At 72.7% G+C, this 24110-nt stretch carries 22 protein-coding genes and 1 pseudogene; 14 read left to right on the plus strand and 9 right to left on the minus strand.

Annotated features, from left to right (window positions below; all coding sequences use genetic code 11):
- Nucleotides 1–51 precede the first annotated feature (51 nt).
- Nucleotides 52–867 carry a hypothetical protein gene (locus tag ACFC51_RS12815; protein WP_376371545.1) on the minus strand — a complete coding sequence of 272 codons (816 nt, stop codon included), beginning with the start codon at nt 865–867 and terminating at the stop codon, nt 52–54.
- Between the two features lie 1100 nt (nt 868–1967).
- On the opposite strand from ACFC51_RS12815, the gene ACFC51_RS12820 reads away from it, so the two are divergent.
- The 4 genes from ACFC51_RS12820 to ACFC51_RS12835 all read left to right on the plus strand — a co-directional run bounded on the left by ACFC51_RS12820 (nt 1968) and on the right by ACFC51_RS12835 (nt 6712).
- On the plus strand, nt 1968–2453 hold the full coding sequence (locus ACFC51_RS12820; RefSeq protein WP_376371542.1) for a DUF6643 family protein: 486 nt from the start codon (nt 1968–1970) through the stop codon (nt 2451–2453).
- A 45-nt stretch (nt 2454–2498) separates the two neighbouring features.
- On the plus strand, nt 2499–3323 hold the full coding sequence (locus ACFC51_RS12825) for an MOSC domain-containing protein (RefSeq protein ID WP_376528488.1): 825 nt from the start codon (nt 2499–2501) through the stop codon (nt 3321–3323).
- A gap of 137 nt (nt 3324–3460) precedes the next feature.
- Entirely contained in the window at nt 3461–4078 is a 618-nt protein-coding gene (locus ACFC51_RS12830; RefSeq protein ID WP_376371535.1) for a hypothetical protein, read from the plus strand.
- A 204-nt stretch (nt 4079–4282) separates the two neighbouring features.
- Nucleotides 4283–6712 carry a right-handed parallel beta-helix repeat-containing protein gene (locus ACFC51_RS12835; RefSeq protein WP_376371532.1) on the plus strand — a complete coding sequence of 810 codons (2430 nt, stop codon included), beginning with the start codon at nt 4283–4285 and terminating at the stop codon, nt 6710–6712.
- On the opposite strand, the gene ACFC51_RS12840 is transcribed toward ACFC51_RS12835, so the two are convergent.
- The gene (locus ACFC51_RS12840) at nt 6682–9120 is read right to left on the minus strand and encodes a hypothetical protein (RefSeq protein WP_376371530.1); all 2439 of its coding nucleotides are present in this window, start codon (nt 9118–9120) and stop codon (nt 6682–6684) included. The two genes, ACFC51_RS12835 and ACFC51_RS12840, sit on opposite strands and share 31 nt — an antisense overlap.
- Before the next feature lie 280 nt (nt 9121–9400).
- Here ACFC51_RS12840 and ACFC51_RS12845 point away from each other — a divergent pair, with 280 nt between their 5' ends.
- The 3 genes from ACFC51_RS12845 (at nt 9401) to ACFC51_RS12855 (ending at nt 11950) form a co-directional block, all read left to right on the plus strand.
- Nucleotides 9401–10231, plus strand: a complete 831-nt coding sequence (locus tag ACFC51_RS12845) for a DeoR/GlpR family DNA-binding transcription regulator (RefSeq protein WP_376371527.1) — start codon at nt 9401–9403, stop codon at nt 10229–10231.
- Nucleotides 10232–10299: 68 nt separating this feature from the next.
- Nucleotides 10300–10734: an SRPBCC family protein gene (locus ACFC51_RS12850; protein ID WP_376528491.1), complete on the plus strand. Its 435-nt coding sequence runs from the start codon at nt 10300–10302 to the stop codon at nt 10732–10734.
- Nucleotides 10735–10816: 82 nt separating this feature from the next.
- Nucleotides 10817–11950 carry a PP2C family protein-serine/threonine phosphatase gene (locus ACFC51_RS12855; RefSeq protein ID WP_376528494.1) on the plus strand — a complete coding sequence of 378 codons (1134 nt, stop codon included), beginning with the start codon at nt 10817–10819 and terminating at the stop codon, nt 11948–11950.
- A gap of 83 nt (nt 11951–12033) precedes the next feature.
- Here ACFC51_RS12855 and ACFC51_RS12860 read toward each other — a convergent pair whose 3' ends face one another.
- Entirely contained in the window at nt 12034–13167 is a 1134-nt protein-coding gene (locus ACFC51_RS12860; RefSeq protein WP_376371519.1) for a PLP-dependent cysteine synthase family protein, read from the minus strand.
- A gap of 227 nt (nt 13168–13394) precedes the next feature.
- Between ACFC51_RS12860 and ACFC51_RS12865 the strand changes: the two genes are divergently transcribed.
- Entirely contained in the window at nt 13395–13757 is a 363-nt protein-coding gene (locus tag ACFC51_RS12865) for a hypothetical protein (protein WP_376371517.1), read from the plus strand.
- A 213-nt stretch (nt 13758–13970) separates the two neighbouring features.
- Nucleotides 13971–14495 carry an ATP-binding protein gene (locus tag ACFC51_RS12870; RefSeq protein ID WP_376371514.1) on the plus strand — a complete coding sequence of 175 codons (525 nt, stop codon included), beginning with the start codon at nt 13971–13973 and terminating at the stop codon, nt 14493–14495.
- Between the two features lie 95 nt (nt 14496–14590).
- Here the strand turns inward: ACFC51_RS12870 and ACFC51_RS12875 are convergent.
- Both ACFC51_RS12875 and ACFC51_RS12880 read right to left on the minus strand, forming a co-directional pair.
- A pseudogene (locus ACFC51_RS12875) lies at nt 14591–14882 on the minus strand (SHOCT domain-containing protein).
- A 206-nt stretch (nt 14883–15088) separates the two neighbouring features.
- Nucleotides 15089–16303, minus strand: coding sequence for an ROK family protein (locus ACFC51_RS12880; RefSeq protein ID WP_376528496.1), 1215 nt, complete (start codon nt 16301–16303; stop codon nt 15089–15091).
- A 122-nt stretch (nt 16304–16425) separates the two neighbouring features.
- On the opposite strand from ACFC51_RS12880, the gene ACFC51_RS12885 reads away from it, so the two are divergent.
- The 4 genes from ACFC51_RS12885 to ACFC51_RS12900 all read left to right on the plus strand — a co-directional run bounded on the left by ACFC51_RS12885 (nt 16426) and on the right by ACFC51_RS12900 (nt 19329).
- A complete protein-coding gene (locus ACFC51_RS12885) occupies nt 16426–17676 on the plus strand; it encodes an MFS transporter (RefSeq protein ID WP_376371506.1) in 1251 nt (416 codons plus the stop codon).
- 79 nt (nt 17677–17755) lie between these two features.
- On the plus strand, nt 17756–18124 hold the full coding sequence (locus ACFC51_RS12890; RefSeq protein WP_376371504.1) for an SCO4225 family membrane protein: 369 nt from the start codon (nt 17756–17758) through the stop codon (nt 18122–18124).
- Nucleotides 18125–18148: 24 nt separating this feature from the next.
- Complete coding sequence (locus ACFC51_RS12895) at nt 18149–18901, plus strand: maleylpyruvate isomerase family mycothiol-dependent enzyme (protein WP_376371501.1); 753 nt, start codon at nt 18149–18151, stop codon at nt 18899–18901.
- 131 nt (nt 18902–19032) lie between these two features.
- Entirely contained in the window at nt 19033–19329 is a 297-nt protein-coding gene (locus ACFC51_RS12900; RefSeq protein WP_376371498.1) for a DUF6332 family protein, read from the plus strand.
- Here the strand turns inward: ACFC51_RS12900 and ACFC51_RS12905 are convergent.
- The 3 genes from ACFC51_RS12905 to ACFC51_RS12915 form a co-directional block, all read right to left on the minus strand.
- Entirely contained in the window at nt 19290–19955 is a 666-nt protein-coding gene (locus ACFC51_RS12905) for a response regulator (protein ID WP_376528499.1), read from the minus strand. The two genes, ACFC51_RS12900 and ACFC51_RS12905, sit on opposite strands and share 40 nt — an antisense overlap.
- Nucleotides 19952–21253, minus strand: a complete 1302-nt coding sequence (locus tag ACFC51_RS12910; protein ID WP_376528501.1) for a sensor histidine kinase — start codon at nt 21251–21253, stop codon at nt 19952–19954. Before ACFC51_RS12910 ends, ACFC51_RS12905 begins: the two co-directional genes overlap by 4 nt.
- Before the next feature lie 117 nt (nt 21254–21370).
- On the minus strand, nt 21371–22102 hold the full coding sequence (locus ACFC51_RS12915) for a TetR/AcrR family transcriptional regulator (protein ID WP_376528504.1): 732 nt from the start codon (nt 22100–22102) through the stop codon (nt 21371–21373).
- Nucleotides 22103–22232: 130 nt separating this feature from the next.
- Here ACFC51_RS12915 and ACFC51_RS12920 point away from each other — a divergent pair, with 130 nt between their 5' ends.
- On the plus strand, nt 22233–22688 hold the full coding sequence (locus ACFC51_RS12920) for a nitroreductase/quinone reductase family protein (RefSeq protein ID WP_376371487.1): 456 nt from the start codon (nt 22233–22235) through the stop codon (nt 22686–22688).
- Here the strand turns inward: ACFC51_RS12920 and ACFC51_RS12925 are convergent.
- Nucleotides 22672–23946 (minus strand): geranylgeranyl reductase family protein, encoded by a 1275-nt coding sequence (locus ACFC51_RS12925; protein WP_376371484.1) that lies wholly within the window; start codon nt 23944–23946, stop codon nt 22672–22674. The two genes, ACFC51_RS12920 and ACFC51_RS12925, sit on opposite strands and share 17 nt — an antisense overlap.
- Nucleotides 23947–24110: the final 164 nt, after the last annotated feature.

Consider the following 24110-nt stretch of genomic DNA (forward strand, 5'->3'; position numbering starts at 1 on the left):
GCCCCGCCCCTCCCGGACCCGCCGGAGAGTGCCGGGTGCGTCCCGCAGCCGTCAGTCCGTCGGGCCGCCGGCCGACCGGTCGGACACGGCGTAGTCGAAGGCGGTCCGGTGCTCCTGATGACTCGCGCGACCGTCCCGTGCGCGCAGGGAGAGGTCCGATCCCAGCCTCCGCGCCAGCTCCCGGGCGTCGCGGCTCGGCGCCACTCCTTCGACGTACTCCAGGAACCGGACCAGGGAGTCGAGTTCTCCCGTGTGCAGCGCCAGGTCGACGACGCCCTGCTTCGGCGCGGTGAGCGCGTCGACGACGCGTCGCTCGTAGGCGCCGGTCCGCACACTCGCGAACCGCCGGTCGAAGAACCGCTCCTCGGCTGCGGATCCGGCGTCCTCGAGTCCGTGGAGCCGGTCGAGCAGTGCCACGGGTCCGCTGCGCGGGGCACGGTAGAACGGCCGCTCGCCGCTGCCCGCGGACGACGGATCGAGTCGCGCCGCGGAGAGGAACGCGGCGACCCGCGCCGGCGCAGGCAGCAGACCGGCGCCCATCCAGCGGGCCGAATCCATGAGTACCTGTCCGGATCCCTGAGGTGTGAGAAAGAGACACCAGCCGGAGACGCCGCACCAGAGAAGACCCGCGCCGCCTTCCTGGGAGGAGAGGCTTCGCTGGAACGCCTGCGTGAATTCCACGCTGCCCTCGACGTCACCGTCGAATTCCGCCTGGCCCGGATCGTCGTACGCGCCGAATGCGGAAATGCCGGCCACCGGAAGTCCCTCGTCGAGGAGTTTGGCCGCCACCGCCACCATGTAGTGGCCTATCGCGTCCTCGAGCTCCTCCCGGAGCTGCTCGGCCTCATCCTGATCGTACGTCACCATGTTCTCCGTATCCGGGCGCGCGGCATACCCACCCGTCGTCAGGCTGCCCGGAAGACGCCTGTTCACACGGTCCCGGGAGCCCCACGAGGCGGGCCGTCCCCGACTGCCGGAGCAGGTGGGCGCGTTCAGGGATCCTGAACGTCCCGGTGCGCCACGACCGGCCGCGTACGCCGTGATGAAGGCAGCTGAATCGTCGACCGGCCCCACGGGGATCCCGAGGTCCTGCCGTTCAGCACATTCCACTTGAAGGCCCGGGATCCGGGGCGGTCCCGGGCGGGACCGGTCCCTCAGCCATGTCAGGTGGTGCTCAGCGGTGCTGCTGGTGCGTCGTCCTCGGCGGGCGTCAGGCTGGGCCAGGGCCTGGCGAGGGCTGCGTCGTCCGGGGTGAAGTGCCGCGGTGAGCGCTTCTTCGCCGAAGCCGATACCGCCGTCCGCCTCGACACAGAAGGCCCGTTCACCGACCCTGCCGGCCCGCAGAAGCGAGACCGTCCCGTCACCCGAATCCCCCGGGAGCAGCTCCGAGGCTGCGTCCCAGCCGAGCAGACGCACCTGCTCCGGATCGGATCCTTGGCGGACGAACACCTCCTCGGAGCGGAGACCGCGGGTGAAAGTGGCGCGCATCCAGGCCCTCGCCCAGTCCGACGAACCCGCGTCCGCGTCTGATTGCACGATCCGCCTTCCGTCATCCATACCAAGTCTTCGGTCGAGGCGGCCGGGTGGCGAGGCGGAGCAGGGTCCGGGTGTGGTGTTACCGGTGGGCGATCCAGTCGCCGGCTCGACATCCCTGACCGCCCGGAGGCATGAGGCCCGAGACTCCGCCGGCCGAGGTCGGCGGCGCCGGCGGTCCAGGTGCCCCGGCCCCTTGGCGCGAGGCGACAGTGGCCGGGAATACCCGTCCCGGTACGCCCACAGGGGTGTCGCCCTTTGTAGCCCATTCGAAACGTACCGTCATCGATCGGGCCATCCGACGAAAATACCCCCTCCGCCGACGGGAGTTTTGACGATGTTTTGCCAGGTCAAGGGGACAGAACCAGCATAAAAAGGATGAGCCCAAGATTGGGTCTCCCCAACCAGCACATCGTGGGCTTAACTTATGTGTCATGACCTCCCCCCGCTCCACCTACGGCAGCGGCTACTACGCCGCGCCGTCGTTCCCCGACACCCCGATCTACGACTCCCTGGTCGCCGAGCGGGGGACCCCTCAGATCGCACCGATCCGGGTCCCTGCCGCCTACGACACCGGGAACAGCTACCTGCCGGCTCTGCCGTCGGCGCTCCCGGCCCTGCCTGCGGCTCCGTCGCAGCACTCCGGGTCCTACGGCTATCCGCAGCAGGCGGCCCAGCCGCAGTACCAGAACGCCGGGATGCAGCAGGCGCCGATGATGCAGCCCGCACAGTTGCAGCACGCGCCGGCGCCCTACATCCCGCAGCAGCCGTCCGCGCCCCGCGGCTACCAGCAGCAGGCGCAGCCGCAGCGGCCCGGCACGGGCTACGAGGCGATGCGTCCCGCGTCGCCGCGGCCCGCGCCCGCGCAGTCGCCGTACGAGGAGCCCTACAACCGCCCGTACCAGGGCCGGGGGTACTGACCGGCGCTGCCGCACACGGTCGGTGACGGCTGGCAGGATGAGGGCATGCACTCTCCCTCACTCGGTGCCGTGTACGTCCACCCGGTCAAGTCGCTGGCCGCCCGTGCGGCGGACCAGGCCGTCGTCGAGCCATGGGGACTCGGCGGCGACCGTCGCTGGATGCTGATCGACGGCGAGAACAGGGTCGTCACCCAGCGTCAGCTGCCGCGCATGGCACAGCTGTCCGCCGAAACACTGGCGGACGGCGGGGTGTCGCTGTCCGCGCCCGGGAGTGCGCCGCTCACGGTGGGGGTGCCCGATCAGGCCCGCACCATGACCGCCGAGCTCCACCGGAGCAAGGTCGAGGTGGTGCCGGCCTCCGGGGAGGCACACACCTGGCTCGGCGCGCGCCTCGATGCGGAGGTCCGGCTCGTCCATCTGGACGCGCCGTCGCATCGCAGGCCCGTCGATCCGGAGTTCGGCCGCCCGGGCGAGACCGTGTCCTTCGCGGACGGCTTCCCGCTGCTCCTCACCGCCCGTTCCTCGCTCGACGCGCTCAACGCGCTGGTGGCGCAGGGGGATCACCCGGAGGAGGGGCCGCTGCCGATGGACCGGTTCCGGCCGAACGTGGTGGTGGAGGGGACGGCGCCCTGGGCCGAGGACGGCTGGAAGCGGATCGTGATCGGGGAGGTCGCGTTCCGCGTCGTGAAGCCGTGCGGCCGGTGTGTCATCACGACCACGGACCAGCGGACGGCGGAGCGGGGCAAGGAGCCGCTCCGCACGCTGGCCCGGCACCGCCGCGAGGGGAAGCACCTGCTCTTCGGCCAGAACCTGATTCCCGACGGCACCGGCGTGATCCGGGTGGGGGACCCGGTACGGGTGCTCGGCTGACCGTGCGTGGGTCCACAGGAGCCCCGGGGAACTCGGGGAACGAAAGAGGGCGTTGGCGGCGTGAGGTTGCTCTCTCTTCGCAGGATCCGGACGCAGTCGCCGCCCTGTCGGGTTATCACGGGTAGGGAAGGGGGTGCATGACTGTGCGAGCACTTCTGGGAATCCGGCGGTGGCGGCACAATCCCGTGTGCCGGCGCACCGACCGTCACGAGGCATGGGTGGCGCTGACCGCCCTGCTGTTGATGCTGCTGGTCGCTCCGGTGCTCGGATGGAAGACCGGTTCGCTCACGGACGACGCGCTCCGTCGGACGGTGCGGGCCCAGCACGAGCAACGCCATCTCACCCCGGCCGTCGTGGTCCGCGGGCCCTCGGGCCCCTCCCGGTTCGCCCAGGAGCCCGAGACGGCCGTCACCGAAAGCTCCATGCGTACGTCCGTGGTGGCCGACTGGCGCGCCCCGGACGGTACGGCACGAAGAGGCACCGTGTCGACGGCGGCCACGAAGACCGCACCCGGCAGCCCGATCAGGATCTGGACGGACGACTCGGGGAACGCGGCGACGCGTCCCATGGACACCTCGACGGCTCACACCCATGCGGCGCTCGCGGGTCTCGGCGCCGCACTGGCCGCCGCCGGTCTGACGGAATTCGCCCGCAGGGTCGTCGTATGGCGCATGATGCAACGGCGGTACGAACGGCTCGACCGCGCATGGGCCGAAGTCGGCCCCGACTGGGGCAGAACGGGTACGGGCAGCTGAACCCGGGGGCGCAGTTCCCCTCGTCCGCGGCCGAGCAGGGCCTCTCAGCAGCCGACTCGTCAACTCGCGCCCGTCGCGCGCGCTACGGTGGACCGGCCCGCCCGACTCCTCGGCAGGCGGGCCGGAGGGCTGCCGGTGGACCGGCGGCCGGGCGGACAGGCACGAGGCAGCGCACACGGCACGAGGTGGGGGCTCAGCAGCACCATGGCACAGGGCACGGTCCAGGTGACGCACACCGGCACATCCCGATGGCGGCGCCGAACGGGCGAATACGCTTCCCTCACCGCAGCCCTGGAGGCCGCAGCGGACGGTGACGTCCTCACCGTCGCCCCCGGCACCTACCGGGAGAATCTCGTCGTCCACCGCGCGGTGACGCTGCGCGGCCCCGAGGGTTCCGCGGGGTCGGTCCGGATCGCGCCGGCCGACGGAGTTCCCCTGACCGTCCGCGCATCCGCCGTCCTCCAGGACCTCCATGTGGAGGGCCAGGACTCCGCCGCCCCCGCGCTGCTGGTCGAGGAGGGCGCTCCCGAGCTGTCGGACCTGCGCATCGTGACCAGGTCGGCCGCCGGACTGGAGGTGCGGGGCTCGGCCAGGCCCACCGTGCGCCGCTGCACCGTGGACAATCCGGCCGGCGTGGGCATCGCCGTACTCGACGGCGCCGGGGGCGTGTTCGAGGAGTGCGAGATCGTCTCGGCCGGACAGTCCGGCGTCTCCGTACGGGACGGCGCGCACCCCCGGCTCGAACGCTGCCGCGTGCACCACGCGTCAGGCGCCGGTCTGAGCGTGACCGGGGAGGGCAGCGGACTGGAGGCGGTGGGCTGCGAGGTGTACGAGATCAAGGGCAGCGGGGTGCAGGTCGCCTCCCGCGGGACCGCGCACCTCACGGACTGCACCGTGCACCGCACGTCCTCCGACGGCGTCACGCTGGACACCGACGCCGTCGTCACGCTGGCCGACTGCGACATCCACGACATCCCGGAGAACGCGGTCGATCTGCGGTCCCGTTCGGTGCTCACCCTGACCCGCTCCACCGTCCGCCGGTTCGGCCGCAACGGCCTCTCGGTCTGGGACCCCGGCACGCGTGTCGACGCCAACCAGTGCGAGATCCACGACAGTACGGGCGACTACCCGGCGGTCTGGGTCAGCGACGGCGCCACGGTGATACTCGACGCGTGCCGCGTCCACGACGTGCCCGACGCCCTCTTCGTCCTCGACCGCGGTTCGCGCGCCGACGTCGTGGACAGCGACCTGTCCCAGATCCGCAACACGGCGGTCTCGGTCAGCGACGGCGCCACGGCCCAGCTCGACGACTGCCGGATCCGCGAGGCATCCACCGGGGCGTGGTTCCGCGACCACGGCAGCGGCGGCACGCTGAACAACTGCACCATCGACGCCGCGCAGACCGGGGTCATCGTGACCAAGGGCGCCGACCCGACGATCGAGAGGTGCACGGTCACCTCCCCCGCCGAGGCCGGCTTCTACGTCTCCGCCGAGGGCCGCGGCACCTTCGACAGCTGCCGGGTCACGGGGAGCGAGGGCTACGGTTTCCATGTGATGGACGGCTGCCGCTCCACGCTGACGCGGTGCCGCACCGAACGGTGCGCGCGCGGCGGCTACGAATTCGCCGAGGGCTCCGGCGACGGGCACACCGCCGGTCCGGTGGCACAGGACTGCACCAGCGACGAGAGCGGACTGCGCGGCGCCACTCCCCCGGCACCCGCGGTCCTGACGGCGACGCAGACCACGCCCGGGCTGCTCGGCGCCATGCCCGGACAGCGGACTTCGGAGCCGGCCGCCCCCGCACCCGCCCCGGCCGGGCCCGCACGCGACTCCGACGCCGTGCTGGGCGAGCTCGACGCGCTGGTGGGGCTGGACAGCGTCAAGCGCGAGGTGCGGGCGCTCACCGACATGATCGAGGTCGGGCGGCGCCGCAGGCTGGCCGGTCTGAAAGCGGCCTCCGTGCGCCGGCACCTCGTCTTCACGGGCTCGCCCGGCACGGGCAAGACGACGGTGGCCCGGCTGTACGGCGAGATCCTGGCCTCGCTCGGTGTCCTGGAGCACGGCCATCTGGTGGAGGTCTCCCGCGTCGATCTGGTCGGCGAGCACATCGGGTCGACGGCCATCCGTACCCAGGAGGCCTTCGACCGGGCGCGCGGCGGTGTCCTGTTCGTCGACGAGGCGTACGCGCTCTCCCCCGAGGACTCGGGACGCGACTTCGGCCGCGAGGCCATCGACACCCTGGTGAAGCTGATGGAGGACCACCGCGACGCCGTGGTGGTGATCGTCGCCGGGTACACCCACGAGATGGAGCGATTCCTCACCGTCAACCCCGGGGTGGCGTCACGCTTCTCGCGGACGATCACCTTCAGCGACTACGCGCCCGAGGAGCTGCTGCGGATCGTCGAGCAGCAGACCCAGGAACACGAGTACAGCCTGGCGGACGGGACGGGGGAAGCGCTGGTCAAGTACTTCACCGTGCTTCCCAAGGGCCCCGCGTTCGGCAACGGCCGGACGGCCCGCCAGACCTTCGAGTCGATGGTGGAGCGGCACGCGGGCCGGGTCGCCCAGCTCGCCGATCCGAGCACGGACGACCTGACCATGCTCTATCCCGAGGACCTCCCGGCGCTTCCCTGACCGGTGCCGGCCTGAGTCGTGCCGTCCGCTGCGTCACCGCACTCGGCACCCGTGCCGGGCTGCTGGTGGGGCAGGACTGGTCCGAGCCGTTCCAGAAGGGCGGCGCGCTCCACCGCGAAGACGGGGTCGGCCTGGTAGTCGGAGTGCCCCAGGACCGGTTCGGGGAGCGGGTGTTCGGCGGTACGGCCGTAGACCAGCGGGTCCTTCAGCGGGCCCCGGTCCACCTCGTGGCCACCCGGCCCCTCGTCGATACGGACCGGGCCGCCGATCGGGTCGGTGGCACGCCAGAGATTGCGCCAGCAGTGCACGGACCGCTGCAGTCCCTCCAGCGGGACGCGGCCGAAGTAGGCGGGGAACCAGCGCCCGTACAGCCGCTCGATCGGGGAGCCGTACGTGAGCAGCGCGACCCGGCGCCGCGCGGAGTCGGGGAGCTGCCACACCGCTGCCGCGGCGAGCACGCTGCCCTGGGAGTGGCCTGAGATGACGAGCCTGCCACGGGTGCGCCCCGTCCAGGCGCACATCCGGGAGGAGAGGTCCGGGACCGCGCGCTCGGCGTAGCAGGGGGGCGCGAAGGGGTGGGCCGCTCGCGGCCAGAACGTACCGACGTCCCAGAGGATGCCGATGGTGCGCCGTGCGGAGACGTCGCGGTAGGCGCGCCGGCCCCAGGTGACGAACAGTATGACGCCGAACCCGGTCAGCCAGGAGCCGGTCGACTGGGCCGTCTCGGCGAGTGATTCGACGAACGGGCCCGTGCCGTCCATCGCGAGTCCGGGGACCTCGCCGGCGAGCCAGGACCCGGCCACCGCCCCGGTGCCGAGGAGCAGGGTGGCCGCGGAGAGCAGTCCGAGGATCCCCGGCGCGGAGTCGGTGAGCGCGGCGGTGGCTCTGGTCCGGGCGATCCTCCGGGTGCGTCCCGGCTCGGGGTGCTTCTCCTCGTACTCCGCCTCGATCGCGGGACCCAGCGTCCGGGCGCGGCGCATGGTGCGGACCGCCAGCCAGATGACGGGGAGGAGCAGGAGCAGCAGCAGGACGGGGATGACGGAGGCCTGCCAGCTGAGGAGCACGGGGGGTCCCGGTATGTCGGCGCCCGCCCCCATGCCGGGGGTCCCGGGGCCGTCCAGCCAGTCGGCGACGCGCTGCGCGATCCCGCCGGTCATCACACCGCCGAGGGCGCAGGCCAGCATGGCCACGGCGGGCCCGCCGAGCCCGTGCAGGGTGGTGCGCGGCTCGGGTGCGCGCCGGTGGAGGTTCAGCGCCACCCCGGCGAGTACGACGACGAGCAGGCCCTGGCCCAGGGTCAGCGCGCGGAAGACGGTCTCCCCGGGAAGGGTGCCCGAGGAGACCCAGTCGGGACGCGACCAGCCCGCGTACACGACCGAGCTGAGCAGCAGGCCGAGAGCGGCGCCGGGCAGGAAGGTGGTGACGGCGCGGTCGACCCGGTTGTCCAGGCGTCGCTCGCTGCGTCCCCGGTGGCAGACCACGGCGAGGACGACGAGTGCGCACAGGGCGAGAGCGGTCTCGAACAGGGTGCCGGCCGCAGAGGGGACGGGGCTGCCGGCGTCACGGTCGTACCGTGCGGCGGTGGAGCCGACGGCGGCGGCGACGGTGAGGAATCCGGCCGCGGTGTGCGCCGCGCGGAGCCGGGCCACCAGCCGGCGTCCGTACCAGAACCCGGGCCTGCCGAGGGCGGGGCGGATCCGGGGCGGGCCGGACTCCGTCACCACGTCCGCGTCCGGTTCCTCGTCCGTCTCCGTGCTGTCCGGTTCGTCCCAGGTCAGCGGGCGCTGCGACTCGTAGGCGCTCCAGGTGCGGTCGGAGAGGTACCAGAGCAGTCCGACCAGGGCGGCGGGCACGAGTGCGGCGACGGCGAGGCGCCGTCCGGGCTGGGCGAACCACCCGTCCTGGTGGGTGGAGAGGAAGCCGAGCCAGGAGCGCTGCGCGGAGCACTCGGGAGTCCCGGCGCACTGCCATGCCACCAGGTCGAGGGCGACCTCGCAGGCAGCGGCGGTCAGCAGCACGGTGAGGCTGAGCGCGAGGAGCCGCACCAGCACGCCGTACAGCCGCACGGTCCGGGCGCGCCCCTGGGCCGTGGGGCGCATCCAGTGGGCGAGGTTGACCACCATGAAGGGGAGCAGCAGCAGCCACAGGGCACGGGAGCCGTTGCCCGAGGTCAGATTGGACCAGCAGTAGGCCTCGGCGACGGGTCCGCCCTGATGACGTCCGGGGTGCTGCTCGGCGCCCACGTCCTCGGTTCGCCGGTAGACGGCCGCCGTGGCGTCACCGGTGATCCTGGTGATCCGAGGGTCGCCGAGCATCTCCTGCGGGGTGGTGCCGCCGACACCGTGGACGAGCAGTTCCAGTGCGACGCCGCGGCTCGGGGCGGCCTCGGCCTGGGGAGCAGGGGACAAGGTCGGTGACTCGCTCTCTGGTCCGTGCGATGGGGACCGGCGGGAGGGGTGCGGCGGTGACCGGGCTGATGCACGGGTCCGGGCTGATGCACGGGTCCGGGCTGATGCACGGGTCCGGGCTGATGCGCAGTCACCACCATCCCGGATACGGGGCACTCGGCGCACCGGCTCTCACGGAATCTCCCCAGTGGGACGGCGTGCGTACCTGCGTGGGAGGATGAGGCCGTCCCGCAGGACCGCTGCCGGACCGTGCGGACAGACGGAAGGACCGGGCCCGGCGTTGAGCGAGAACCAGAATCTGCTCGCGGAGCAGCGGCGCGCGCTCATCCTCGACGATGTGCGCAAGCGCGGCGGGGTCAGGGTGAACGAGCTGACCCGCAAGCTGAGCGTCTCCGACATGACCATCCGCCGGGATCTGGACGCCCTGGCGCGCCAGGGCGTCATCGAGAAGGTCCACGGCGGCGCGGTCCCGGTCGTCGAGGCGAGCACGCACGAGCCCGGCTTCGAGGCCAAGTCGACGCTGGAGCTCAGCGCCAAGGAGGACATCGCCCGCACGGCGGCCGCGATGGTCGTGCCCGGCAGCGCCATCGCGCTCTCGGGCGGCACGACCACGTTCGCGCTGGCCCGGCACCTCCTCGAGGTGCCGGGGCTCACGGTCGTGACGAATTCGGGGCGGGTCGCCGACGTGTTCCACGGCGCCCAGCGTCCGACGTCGTCGGGCGGTGCGCGCGCCGGCGCGGCGACGGTGGTGCTGACCGGCGGTGTCCGTACGCCGTCGGACTCGCTCGTCGGCCCGGTCGCGGACCGGGCGATCGGTTCGCTCCACTTCGACGTCCTCTTCCTCGGAGTGCACGGCATCTCGGTCGAGGCGGGGCTGTCCACGCCGAACCTGGCCGAGGCCGAGACGAACCGGCGCCTCGTCCGGGCGGCCCGCCGCGTCGTCGTGGTGGCCGACCACACCAAGTGGGGCACGGTGGGGCTGAGTTCCTTCGCCACGCTCGACGAGGTCGACACCTTCGTGACGGACTCCGGGCTGCCGGACGGCGCGCGACAGGAGATCGAGGAACATCTGCCGGGCCTGGTGGTGGCGGGCCGGGCGTCGGACGAGTAGTCCGTCCGGGGGCGACCCGCGTGTTCCGCTCCCCGGCCCGCAGGCGGTGCACGTCCTAGGATCGGCCTGTGGCCGTATTCCGCATCGAGCGTTTCACTCCCCTGCCCGCCGCCGAGGCGTGGCGACGGGTGACCGACTGGGACCGGCACGGCGGGACGGTTCCGTTCACCTCGGTCGCCGTCACGACGGGCCGGCCCACCCGGACCGGCACGGTCCTCGTCGCCAGGACCGGTCTGGGCCCGCTGGGCTTCGACGATCCCATGGAAGTGGTGCGGTGGACCCCGCCCGCCGCGGGCCGGGCCGGGGTGTGCGCGCTGGAGAAGCGGGGTTCGGTGGTGCGGGGCCGGGCCTCGATCGACGTCCGGCCGACCGAGTCGGGCTCGCACGTCATCTGGGTCGAGGAACTGCGCGTGCGGCTGCTGCCCCACTGGGCCGATCCTCTGCTGGCGACCGCCGGCCGGCGGGTCTTCTCCCGCGAGCTCGGCGTCCTGCTGGAGGGCTGAGGGGCCCCGCGGGCGCCGGGAGCGGGCCTCGGACCTTCGTCCAGAAGGAGCGGCGGCCGGGCAGGTGCGGTATCCCGGACTCATGGGGTACCGGCGAGGGCGCGGGTGGAAACGGGACGGCACCGGGCCGGGTGCGGCCCTTGTCGTGGTGCCGTTCGCACTGATCGCCGTCGTGACCGTGATCGACATCAACGTGCCCCCCGAGGTGCACCTCGGGCCGTTCCTCGTGGCGGCGCCGGCGCTCACCGCGTCGTTCGCCGGCCCCCGCCTGACCGCCTTCGTCGGCATGGTCGCGGTGCTGGCCCAGGCGGCTGTGGCCCTGACGCGCTCCAGCATCACCGACCTCAATCACATGTACCAGATCGTCGCCCTGTTCCTGATCTCGGCGATCGTCACGTTCTTCGCCGGCCTGCGGGAGCGCAACGCGGCGGAGATGGTGCAGCTGCGCACGGTGGCCGAGGCCGCTCAGCGCAGCGTTCTGCGCCCCCTGCCCGTACGCAGCGGGCCCTTGCACCTCGCCTCCCTCTACCTGGCGGCCGAGGAGGGCGCGCAGCTGGGCGGCGACCTGTTCGCGGCGGCGCGGACGGCGTCGGGCACCCGCGTGATCATCGGTGACGTGCGCGGCAAGGGTCTGGACGCCATCAGCGGCGCTGCCGGGGTTCTGGGCGCCTTCCGCGCGCTGGCCCGCCAGGAGGGACGTCTCCCGGGTCTGGTGACACGACTGGACACGAGTGTGGCGGCCCACCGGATCGACTCGCTGAACGAGAGCGACGGGCGCCCCGACGACCCCGGGATCGCCGAGTCCTTCGTCACCGCCGCCGTGCTCGACCTGCCGGACGTGGCTCCAGAGCTCCGGCTGGTCAGCTGCGGGCATCCCCCGCCCTTGCTGCTCCGGGCGGGCCGGGTGCACACGCTCGACGCCACGGAACCGGGACCGCCCCTGGGGGTGGGACCGCTGTCGGAGGTCCCACCCACGGAGGACGTGTTCGCCTTCCTGGCCGGCGACGTGCTGCTGCTGTACACCGACGGGGTCACCGAGGCACGGGACAGCGCGGGGCACTTCTATCCCCTGGCCGAGCGGGCGGCGTCCTGGACCGGCATGGCGCCCGAGCGGCTGCTGGAGGAGGTGTGCGCCGATCTCCTGCGCCACGCGGGGGGCAGCCTGGGCGACGACGCGGCCGTCGTCGCGGTGCAACGGCTCCCTGACCCGGCCTGAACCGGGCCGTTCCTGAGCCGGGCCCGGCCTGGACCGGGAGGACGTCGGCGGACGGAGGGGCTGCGAGGACCTCGTCGTACCGCTCAGACGGGCCAGGTGCCGGTGGCCAGGAAGTGGTCGATCGTCTCGGTGTACGGCCGGATGTCCAGGCCCTGCGCACGGAGCCAGTCGTCGGAGTAGTACTTGTCGAGGTAGCGGTCGCCGGGGTCGCAGAACAGCGTGACGACGCTTCCGGTGCTTCCCCTCCCGACCATCTCGGACACGAGCTTGAAGGCGCTCCACAGCCCGGTGCCGGTAGAGCCGCCCGCCTTACGGCCGATGGAGCGCTCCAGCACCCGGACCGCGGCGACACTGGCGGCGTCGGGCACCTTCATCATCCGGTCGATGGCCCCGGGCACGAAGCTCGGTTCCATCCTGGGTCTGCCGATGCCTTCGATACGGGAGCCGCAGTCGCTGGTCGCCTGCGGATCGTGCCGGGTCCACCCTTCGAAGAAACAGGAGTTCTCCGGGTCGGGCACGCAGATCCGCGTGTCGTGCTGCATGTAGCGGACGTAGCGTCCGATGGTCGCGGAGGTGCCGCCGGTGCCCGCGGTGGCGACGATCCAGGCGGGCTCCGGATACCGTTCCAGCCTCAGCTGCTGGTAGATCGACTCGGCGATGTTGTTGTTGCCCCGCCAGTCCGTGGCGCGCTCGGCGTACGTGAACTGGTCCATGTAGTGCCCGCCGGTCTCGGCCGCGAGGGCCGCCGACTCCTCGTACAGCCGACGCGAGTCGTCGACGAAATGGCACTGTCCGCCGTGGAATTCGATGAGACGGCACTTCTCGGGGCTGGTGGTCCGGGGCATCACCGCGACGAACGGCACGCCGATCAGCTTCGCGAAGTACGCCTCCGAGACGGCCGTCGAGCCGCTGGAGGCCTCGATGACCGGCTTGCCCCGGCGGATCCAGCCGTTGCAGAGCCCGTAGAGGAAGAGCGAACGTGCCAGCCGGTGCTTGAGGCTGCCGGTGGGGTGCGTCGACTCGTCCTTGAGGTAGAGGTCGATGCCCCAGTGCTCGGGGAGGGGGAAACGCAGGAGGTGGGTGTCCGCCGAACGGTTCGCGTCCGCCTGGACCTTGCGCACTGCCTCTTTCAGCCAGTCCCGGTAGTCCGGGTCGCTCCGGTCGATGTCCACGGTCTCCATGACGCCACTGCCGGGTGTGTGCTCACCGGTGTCCATCAGCGCTCTCCTTCGGGGATGACAGCGGTACTCGATGGGGCCCACGATATTCTCCCCACCTGCACAAACGTTCACTTTGACGGTCCATAGCCTTCCCTTGGCCCAGGTGTCCCGGCCCTCCCCCCGCCGGTGAGGTCGCGGACGGAATCGGCGTGACGGCCCTCTGGTGCAGGGACCCCGTCCGCGGGCAGACTTGCAGAAGCCGGTACAAGGGGGGCGAAGCAGCCATGGCCGAGACAGAATTCAGCGCCGCGGATTTCGGCACGCCGGATTTCGGCGCGGTGGAGTTCAGAGCCAGCGATGTCAGGATCCAGCGGTGGGCGAGGTCGCTGACCCGAGCCGGCCAAGTGATCGTCAAGGACGGGCGGATCGCTCTGCTCACGAGCAACGGCCGGGAGATCGCGAGCGCTCCGGTGACGGCGGTGAGCGCCGGAAGGCCGTGGTTCCCGGCCGCCGACTCGGCGGTCGCCCGCATCAACGGGGTGCGGTACCGGCTGACCATGGGCCAGCGCAATCGCAGGCCCGGCGGAGCCGCCCCGGTCCGCCGGTTCCTGGAGGCTCTGCGGAGTGCCGCGGGGCGGCACATCTGACACTGCGGTCCGGTGCGGACACCGCGAGTTGCGGAGGCCAACCCCCTGAGTCACGCTGGTCACACGTCACTGATGGTGTACCGGCGGTGACAGCGGAAGCCGCCTCGCCGGGAGCCACGCAGGGCGGACCACGCATGACCAGAAACAGCAGTCAGCCATCTGCTGGATCCGTTCCTTCGTCTTCTTCCGGACCTCATTCGGGGAGTCGCAGCCGTGATCAGCGAGCCAAGCAGGCACTGCGCGGTGGAGCTCAAAGCCCTGCCGTCGCGCATCGGTCAGGTCCGCAGAATCATCTCGGCGCAATTGCGCTACTGGCATCTCGATCCTCTGATCGACCATGCAGCGCTCGGCGTCACCGAACTGCTGACCAACGTCCACCGGCACGCACAGCCGGACAAATCATGCACCGTCGAGGTCGAGCTGCTGCTCGACCGGCTGACGGTCTCCGTCCACGACCACGACCCCCGGCTGCCGACCGTGTGCGACGCCGCTTCGTCCGCCACCTCCGGGCGCGGACTGGCGATGATCGCCGCGGTCAGCGAGAGCTGGGGCGTACGACCGAGCGACGACTCGGGTAAGATCATCTGGTTCACCCTTCCCGCCCCCTCCTTCACCACCGCTCTGCCCCCTCTCCCGGTGTACGGGTCGACGACCGACGGCCCCTTCGGCGCGGAGCTCGCAGGGCTCATGGAGCCGACCGCGGGACGTACCCGGGCCCGGTCGGCCGTCGTCTGCTGACGGGGCCGGTACGCGGAGCGCCACGGGGTGCGTCGGTCCTCCTGAGGCCGACGCGCTCCGTGCGTCCCGCGCCCGGTCCTCACCCGGCGCACGGGTCAGGACGGCACGTCCTTGTAGCGCCCGTAGGGCTCGTCCAGGACGGAGAGCCTGCGCCAGTACGTCCTCGTCGATCTCCCCCGCGGCGAAGCGCCGGCCCAGGAGGCCGATCGGCGAGTGCTCACCCGCGGGGCCGCCCTGCCGGAAGCCCTGCGGGTGCCACGGACCGCGGCGTCCGCGCAGGACGGTCCGCCGCAGCAGCGTGACGACGCCGACGACGACAGCGGCCCAGATGAGCGGGAGCACGAGGATCCAAGGTCCGGGTCCTCCGGAGTTCGCCAGGGTGTCCATGTCGGTCAGCTCCTCGGTCGGGGGTTCAGCCGTGTGTTCCTGTCACCCACGAGCCTGTCTCCGGGAGGGGCCGCGCGCGTCGTACGGGTGGCGGCAGTCCGTGTACGGCGACGGGAGTACGTCCGGGCCGGTGGCCTGCTTCCGGGATCCGCCGAGGCCGGGCGGGCATGCCGGTGCCCCACCCGCCGGGCAGGCCGACGGGCCGGTCAGGCCAGGGCGGCCAGGGGGTCGTCGAGCACGGGCTGCCAGGCCAGTTCCGCCGCGCCCACGAGGCTGTTGTGGTCCAGGGTGCAGGCCAGGATCGGCACACTCCCGCTCCGGCCCCACAGGCTGCGGTCGGCAACCACGGCCCGCAGCCGTTCGGGGTCGGCCTCCAGGAGGTCGCGGTGCAGCCCGCCCAGGATGATCCGGTCCGGGTTGAGGATGTTGACCAGACCGGCCAGGCCGAGGCCCAGCCGGTCGATCAGCTCCTCGGCGGCGGCCCTCACCTGGGGGTCGCCGTACTCCGTGCGTAGCAGGTCGCCGGACTGCTTGAGCAGCGATTCCTCGGGGCCGGGCTCCCGGCGGGCCGCGGTGAGGAAGGCGAGGGGGTCCGTCTCGACGTCGAGGCAGCCTCGTCCGCCGCAGTGGCAGGGGCGGCCCTCGGGGTTCACCGTCAGATGCCCGACTTCGAGGGCGAGTCCCGAACTCCCGCTGTGCAGACGGCCGTCCAGGACGAGGGCACCGCCCACCCCTCGGTGGCCGGTGGCGACACAGAGCAGGTGCTGGGCTCCGCGCCCGGCGCCGTGCCGGTGTTCGGCGAGGGCTGCGAGATTGACGTCGTTCCCGGTGAACGCGGGGCCGGTGATGCCCGCGGCCCGTACGCAGGCCGAGAAGATCTCCCGGACGGGTGCCCCCGCCGGCCAGGCGATGTGCAGCGGGTTGAGCGCCGTGCCGTCGGGCTCGGCCACGGCGGAGGGCACGGCGAGCCCGGCGCCGACACAGCGCAGCTCGCTCTCGCGCAGCAGCCTCGCCCCGGCCTCGACCACCTCGCCGAGGACCTGGGCGGGATCGGCCATGACGGCGACGCAGCCGGGCGCGGTGGCGACGATCCGGCCCCCGAGCCCTACGAGTGCGGCACGGAACCCGTCGGAGTGCACCTGGGCCGCGAGTGCGACGGGCCCGCTGTCGCGTACGGACAGCCGGTGCGAGGGACGGCCCTGCGAACCGGCGGCGGAACCGGGGCTGGAGTCGACCTTGATGAGCCCGAGCGCCTCGAGCTCCGCGGCCACCGCGCCGGCGGTGGCGCGGGTGACGCCGAGCTCGGAGGTCAGCACGGCGCGGGTGGGGGCGCGCCCGGTGTGCACGAGCTCCAGGGCGGGTCCGAGCGCGCTGCGGCCCCTCTCCAACTTCGTCCGCGTGGTGGTCGACTTGCCGTTCATGGGGGCGAGTCTCCCATGATCCCGGGCCGTTGCCGACGCCTCGGCGTCGCCCTCCGGCCACCGGGCAGCCGCTGCGGCACCCTGTCTTGCGCACGTCGCCCGGACCACCCTATGCTCACTTTGTGCCGCAAGTAAACAAACTGCGGACGGCCCTGTCGGGGGGAATCGGCGGAGACACCGCCCCTCCCTCGTCGGCCCGCCTCCGTACCGCGCTGACCGTGTTCTTCGCCCTCGACGGTTTCTTGTTCGCCGGCTGGGTGGTCCGCATCCCGGCCATCAAGCACCAGACCGGAGCCACCCCCTCCACCCTTGGACTCGCCCTGCTCGGCGTCTCCGCGGGTGCGGTGATCACCATGATGCTCACCGGCAGGCTCTGCCGGCGGTACGGGAGCCATGCGGTCACCGTGGCCTGCGGCGTGCTGCTCGCGCTGAGCATCGCCCTGCCCGCGCAGACGGGTTCGGCCCTCACCCTCGGCCTCGTGCTCCTGCTCTTCGGTGCCGCGTACGGCGGTATGAACGTGGCGATGAACAGCGCTGCCGTGGATCTGGTCGCCGCGATGCGCCGACCGGTGATGCCGAGCTTCCACGCCGCGTTCAGCTTCGGCGGCATGGCCGGCGCCGGGCTCGGAGGACTGGTCGCCGGCAGCCTCTCGCCCGCGTCGCACCTCCTCGCTCTCACGGGAGTCGGCCTCGTCGTCACCGCGGTGACCGGCCCCGTGCTGCTGCGCGCCGGATCGGCCGCCGCCCCGCCGGCCGAGGAGCGGGTGGCCCGCACGTCCGGGCCGCAGGGCGCGGACCGTTCGGACCGGCCCGGCCGGATGAGCGCCCGTGCGCGCCGGATCGTGATCCTGTTCGGCGTGATCGCCCTCTGCACGGCGTACGGGGAAGGCGCCCTGGCCGAGTGGGGCGCGCTGCACCTCAGCCAGGACCTGGGGGCCGAACCCGGTCTCGCCGCCGCCGGATACTCCGTGTTCGCGCTGACGATGGCCGTCGGCAGGCTCACCGGCACCACCCTCCTCGAACGGTTCGGGCAGACCCGCACACTGGTGGCGGGCGGGGCGACGGCCGCGGTGGGGATGCTGCTCGGCGCGCTGGCCCCGTCCCTGTGGCTCGCCCTGGCCGGTTTCGCCGTGGCGGGCCTCGGACTGGCCAACATATTCCCCGTCGCAGTCGGCCGGGCGGGCGCACTGGCCGGTCCGAGCGGCGTGGCGGCCGCGTCGACCCTCGGCTACGGCGGGATGCTCCTCGGCCCGCCCGTGATCGGCTTCCTCGCCGACTGGTTCTCCCTCCCGGTGGCTCTCGTCACCGTGACACTGCTCGCCGCCACGGCGGCGGTGCTCGGCTACGCCGCCCGCAACGCGGCGAACACCTGAGCGGCTGAGTAGGCGTACTCATCCACGGACGGCTCCCTCCGCGCACGATGGAGGCATCAGCCATGCAGGGGAGTGGGACATGAGCCACCAGGTGACGAACGCTCGGCGACTGCGCGCACTGGCGCGACTGACCTTCGGCAACAACGCGTCTCGGATCTATCTCGGCCTCGTACTGGCGGTCTCGGTGTTCGTCGCGGTGGACACGGTGTTCGTGTCCCACGACGACGCCTCGTTCGCCGGCGTCTGGGTCTTCCTCCTCGCCGCCCCGACCGTGTTCCTCTTCCTCCTGGGCAGCTCGATGACGGGCGCGGACACCGGAGGGCCCGCCTGGTTCACCTATCTCGCACTCGTCGTGTCCGTGCTCGTGCAGGCCGGCGCCCTGGGCTGGTTCGCCCGGCTGCTCCGTGGCCCCCGCAGCAGCGGTTCGGCTCACCCCCAGGGTGCCTGATCCCGCTCTGGCACAATCGCCGGCGTGGAGACCTCCGAACACCTGACCGCCCTTGCTGCCGAGGGCGCCGCGCTCGCCTCCGCCGCCCGTGAGGCGGGCACGGCGGCACCCGTACCGACCTGCCCCGGGTGGCAGGTGCGGGACCTGCTCCGGCACACCTGCATGGTGCACCGCTGGGCCACCGCCCTCGTCACCGGAGGGCACCGGACCCACCGTCCGGCCGCCGGGGAGCCCGACCTGGACGGGGAGGCGCTCCTGGACCACTTCACCGAGGGCCACCGCCTGCTGGTCGACGCGCTCAGGGCCGCGCCCGACGGCCTCGAGTGCTGGACGGTCTTTCCCGCGCCGTCGTCGCTCGCCTTCTGGGCGCGCCGCCAGGCGCACGAGACCAGGATCCACCGGGTGGACGCCGAGTCCGCGCGCGGCGGCCCGCTGACGACCGTGTCGCCCCCGCACGCGGCGGACGGCATCGACGAACTGCTGGCCGGTTTCCACGCCCGGTCCAGGAGCCGCGTCCGTACGGACCCGCCGCGCACCCTGCGCGTCCGGGCCGTGGACACCGACTCGGTGTGGACCGTACGGCTCTCGGCGGACCCGCCGCACACCGAGCGCGGAACCGCCGGCCCGGACACGCCCGCCGACTGCACCCTGAGCGGGACGGCCGAGGATCTCTACCTGACGCTCTGGAACCGCCTGCCGCTCTCCTCCGTCGACCTGTCGGGGGACCGCGAGGTGGCCGGGCTGTGGGAGGCGAACTCCGCGGTCGTCTGGTCGTGACCGGAGGCCGGGGCCGGTGATTCCGGGGCCGGCGGGCCGCGACGGTCCGGATGCCCGGTGCCGAGGCGCCCCCGGGCGCGGCGCGGACGGGCGTCCTTGTCCCCGGCCGCCTCCCCTGTGACACTCAGGGCATGTCACGACGCACGCAGGCGGAGCGGGACGCGTCGACCGTCGAGATCGGCTACGCGTTCGTGAGCGGTGCCGTGGTGGCCGCGGCCGCCTTCGCCGGGGTGTTCCTCCCCGTCGTGGTCCTCGACCTGCCGGACGGCGCCCGGGCCTTGCTGTTCCGGGCGGGCGCCGTGCTCGGCGCGCTGGTGTTCGTCCTGCGGGTCGTGCATGTGCTGTGGCGTTTCCCCCGCGCGGCCGAGGAGCGGCGCCCCCGGCCAGGTCAGCCGAGCCAGCCGGGGCGCACGAGCCCCGACTCGTAGGCCAGGACGACGAGTTGCGCCCTGTCCCGGGCGCCCAGCTTGACCATGGCGCGGCTGACGTGGGTCTTGGCTGTGAGCGGGCTGACGACGAGTCTGCGGGCGATCTCCTCATTGGTGAGCCCCATGCCGACCAGGGCCATGACCTCCCGCTCCCGCTCGGTCAGCTCGTCCAGGTCGGTCGCCGCCGCGGGTTCCCTGGAGCGCGCCGCGAACTCGGCGATCAGCCGGCGGGTCACCCCCGGCGACAGCAGCGCGTCCCCGCCCACCACCGCGCGCACGGCCCGCAGCAGTTCGTCCGGTTCGGTGTCCTTGACCAGGAAGCCGGAGGCGCCCGAGCGGATCGCCTCGAAGACGTACTCGTCGAGTTCGAAGGTGGTGAGCATGACCACCTTCACCTCGTGCAGCGCGGGGTCGCCGGTGATCACGCGGGTCGCGGCGAGACCGTCCAGCTCCGGCATCCGGATGTCCATGAGCACGGTGTCCGGGCGCAGTTCGCGCACCAGGCGTACGGCCTCCGCACCGTCGGAGGCCTCGCCGGCCACCTCGATGTCGGGCTGGGCGTCCAGCAGGGCCCGGAACCCGGCCCGCACCAGCAGCTGGTCGTCGGCCAGCAGCACCCGGATCACGACGTGCCCTCCGTCCCCGTCCCGTCCGGTGCGGCGGTGCCGTCCCGGCCGGGCCTCAGCGGGAGTTCCGCCGTCACCCGGAAGCCGCCGTCGGGTCGCGGGCCGGCGTCGATCGTGCCGCCGAGCGCGGCGGCACGCTCCCGCATCCCGATGAGTCCGTTGCCGCTGCCTCCGGCGTCGCCGCCCGTCGCGGGCCCTTCGTCGTCGACGACGAGCCCGAGGTGCCCCTCCCCGTAGGTGAGGCGGACGTGAGCGGTACGCGATCCGGAGTGCCGCACCACGTTCGTCAGGGCTTCCTGCACGACGCGGAAGGCGGCGAGATCGGTGCCGGGCGGGACCGTGCCACGGGCGCCGTCGGTCCCGACCGTGACGGTGAGCCCTGCTCCGGCGGCCTGGTCGACCAGCTCGGGCAGCCGGTCCAGTCCGGGGGCGGGGGCGCGCGGGGCGTCCCCCGGGGCCCGCAGGTTCTCCAGCACCTGACGCACCTCGCCGAGCGCCTCCTTGCTGGCCGACTTGATCGTGGTGAGCGCCGTGCGCGCCTGTTCGGGATCGGCGTCGAGCAGGGCGAGCCCGACCCCGGCCTGGACGTTGATGACGGAGATGCTGTGGGCCAGGACGTCGTGGAGTTCCCGGGCCATGCGCAGCCGCTCCTCGTCGGCCCGCCGCCTCTCCGCGGCCGCCCGCTCCGCCCTGGCCGCCGCCCACTGCTCACGGCGCACCCGGAGGAGTTCCGCCGCGGCGACGACCGCCACGGCCCAGGCCGTCACGAACGCTTCCTGGCTCCAGGGGGCCGGGCCGTCGCCGTCCGGCGGCAGCCACCGGTACAGCCAGTGCGCGGCCAGGAGATGCCCCGCCCAGAGCGCGCCCAGCGACCACCACGCGGCCTCGCGGTGCCCCGACACGACCGCGCCGAAGCAGCCGACGGCGACGGCGAGGAGGACGGGGCCGTAGGGATACCCGAGGGCGAGATAGACGAGCGTCGCGGCGCACGTCCCGGTGACGGCGGCGACGGGGTGGCGGTGGCGCACGAGGAGTACGGCGACCGCCGCGAGCAGCAGCAGCCGCGCGACGAGGCCCAGGTGTTCGCGGCCCTGGCCGTGCGCCGCGACGGTGGTGCCGCCCATCACGATCACACCGACCACGGCCGTCGAGAGCCACGGCAGGCGGTCGCCGCCCGTACCCGGACCGCCCGGGGACCCGCCGCCGGCGGACCGTCCGCGCCACGGCGGCCCGTGGACGGGCCACCGGCCGCCCGGGGCCGGGCGGCCGGTGCCCGGATGCGCTCGCTCCTGGTCCATACCGGCCACGCTAGACGCGCGGGCCCCCGCTGCACGTCAGCCGGGCGTGGTGGTCGCGCGTACTCCCTGTGGAGTACCCGTCCGGGCGGACGGTCCCCGCTCCGGCGCCTTCGCGCGTCAGGCCCCCGGGCCGCCGGCTCCGGCAGGGACACGGCCGTCCAGCAGGCCCACCGAGCGCCCGAGTTCACGCGCCGCGTGGCGGAAGAGCTGTTCGCGGGCCTCGACGACCCGGTTGAACTGGCCGAAGAGCTCGAAGGAGATCAGGCCGAAGAGCTGGGCCCACGCGGCGACGAGGGCGGCCACCACCGCCGGCGGGAGGTCGGGGGCCAGATCGGCAGCGATGCGTGCGGCCTCGGGGCGCAGTCCGGGGTCCAGCACCGGAACGGCGAGGCCCTCGGCGCGGTGCGCGTCGCGCACGAGGTCGATGAGGACCTGGCCCACGCGGGACGCGGGACCGACCGTGTCCTGGGGGGCGGTGTAGCCGGGTACGGGCGACCCGTAGATCAGCGCGTACTCGTGAGGACGGGCGAGTGCCCAGTCGCGGACGGCGCAGGCGACCGTCGTCCAGCGGGCGGTGTCGGGGCGGGGCGGACCGTCGCCCTCCGCGACGGCGCTCTCCGCGGCCTCCCCCACCGCGTCGTACGCGTCGACGATGAGAGCCGTCAGGAGGTCGTCGCGGCTCGGGAAGTAGCGGTAGAGCGCGGAGGAGACCATCCCCAGCTCGCGGGCCACCGCGCGCAGGGAGAGCTTCGCGGCGCCTTCGGCGGCGAGCTGCTTCCTGGCCTCGTCCTTGATCGCCGCGGTGACTTCGATGCGGGCGCGTTCCCTGGCCCCTTTGATGGTGCTCATGGACTCCAGTGTGCCACGCGATCGGAGCGCCGAACACAAACGAGAGCACTGCTCTTGCTTTCGAGGGGGGCTCCCGTGCACACTGATCTCAAGCGAGAGCACCGCTCTCCCTGTGGAGCAGGAGTCACCCATGTCGCAGCAGCCGTACTACCTCCAGGCCAACGCCTTCGCCCGGCGGATGAACAGCGTCGTCGGGTGGCTCGCCCGCCACGGCATCAGCCTCCTCGGCTCCGCCGAGATGTCGGTGCGGGGCCGCACGAGCGGCCGGATGCAGCGCATCCCCGTGAACCCCCACTCCTACGAGGGCGCCCAGTACCTGATCTCCGCCCGCGGCCACTCCCAGTGGGTGCGCAACATGCGCGTGGCCGGGGGCGGAGAGCTGAAGGTGGGCCGGAAGGTCCGCACGTTCACCGCCGTCGAGATCGCGGACGACGAACAGAAGGCGCGGATCGTCCGTGCCTACCTGGAGCGCTGGGGCTGGGAGGTCAACCAGTACTTCCAGGGCATCACCGCGAAGTCGACCGACGCCGAGCTCCTCGCCGCCTGCCCCGACCACCCCGTCTTCCGCATCACGGTCGGGAACTGACCCCGTCCGCGCCGTCCGCTCCCCGGCGGTCCATCACATGGAGCGCCCGCTGGGCCAGCGGATGCGAACGGACGAGCTCGGCGAGCGAGGTCGTCCCCCGGGTGACCCCCGCGAAGGCGTTCCAGGCGGGGCGGAAACCGGTCAGCACGGCGTGCAGGAGACCGGGGCGCCGCTCGAACAGCTTGAGCATGCGCCGCCCGACGCTCATCTCCACACCCAGTCCGGCCTTGATCGCGAACGCGTAGTTGAGCGCCTGCCGCCGGGCGTCGACCGCGTCGTGGGACTCCGCGATCCGCACCGCCCACTCACCGGCGAGCCGCCCGGAGCGCAGAGCGAAGGAGATGCCCTCCCTCGTCCACGGTTCCAGCAGACCGGCCGCGTCACCGCAGACCACCACCCGGCCGCGGGAGAGCGGCGAGTCGTCGCTCCGGCACCGGGTCAGATGGCCGGAGGAGACCGTCGGCTCGAAGCCGGCCAGCCCGAGCCGGCCGACGAAGTCCTCAAGATAGCGCTTCGTCCCCGCTCCGTCGCCGCGCGCCGAGATCACCCCGACGGTGAGCGTGTCGCCCTTGGGGAAGACCCAGCCGTAACTCCCCGGCATCGGACCCCAGTCGATGAGCACCCGGCCCGCCCAGTCCTCGGCGACCGTCTCCGGAACGGGGATCTCCGCCTCGAGACCGAGGTCCACCTGGTCGAGCTTCACACCGACATGGGCTCCTATGCGGCCCGCGCTGCCGTCCGCGCCGACGACGGCCCGGGCGAGGACCGTCTCGCCGCCGGCGAGCACGACCGCGACCGTGCGCCGGTCGGGGACGGCGGGGCCGTGCTGCTCGACCCGCGTCACCGTCACACCCGTACGGAGCTCGGCACCCGCCTTCTGGGCCTCCTCCACCAGAGCGGCGTCGAACTCCGGACGGTTGATCAGCCCGAAGAGCATGCGCTTGGACCTGCGGGTGCGGGAGAGCTTCCCGTTGAGCGAGAAGGTGACCGCGTGGATCCTGTCCTTCAGGGGCAGTTCGAATCCGGGCGGCAGGGAGTCCCGCGAGAACCCGATGATGCCCCCGCCGCACGTCTTGTACCGGGGGATCTCCGCCTTCTCCAGCAACAGCACCCGGCGGCCCGCCACGGCTGCCGCGTACGCCGCGGAAGCTCCGGCCGGGCCCGCGCCGACCACGACGACATCCCAGACCGAGGACTCCTGCGGTTCCGACGACGACTCTTCCGGCTCACGTCCGGCGTCTGCGTTCTCGCTGCTCACGATGTGCTTCTGCTCCCGATCCGACCTGTGGCCCCAGTGCTCACGGCATCCTACGGCGCGTCGTGGCAGAACTCCGCTGTGGGAGGATCAGCCATGAATTCGTTGTACACGCAACGTCGCATCCACGGCGTCGCCCCCGGCCGCGTACACACCGCGCCACAGTC

It is taken from the genome of Streptomyces sp. NPDC055962 (assembly GCF_042270185.1).
Lineage (GTDB): Bacteria > Actinomycetota > Actinomycetes > Streptomycetales > Streptomycetaceae > Streptomyces.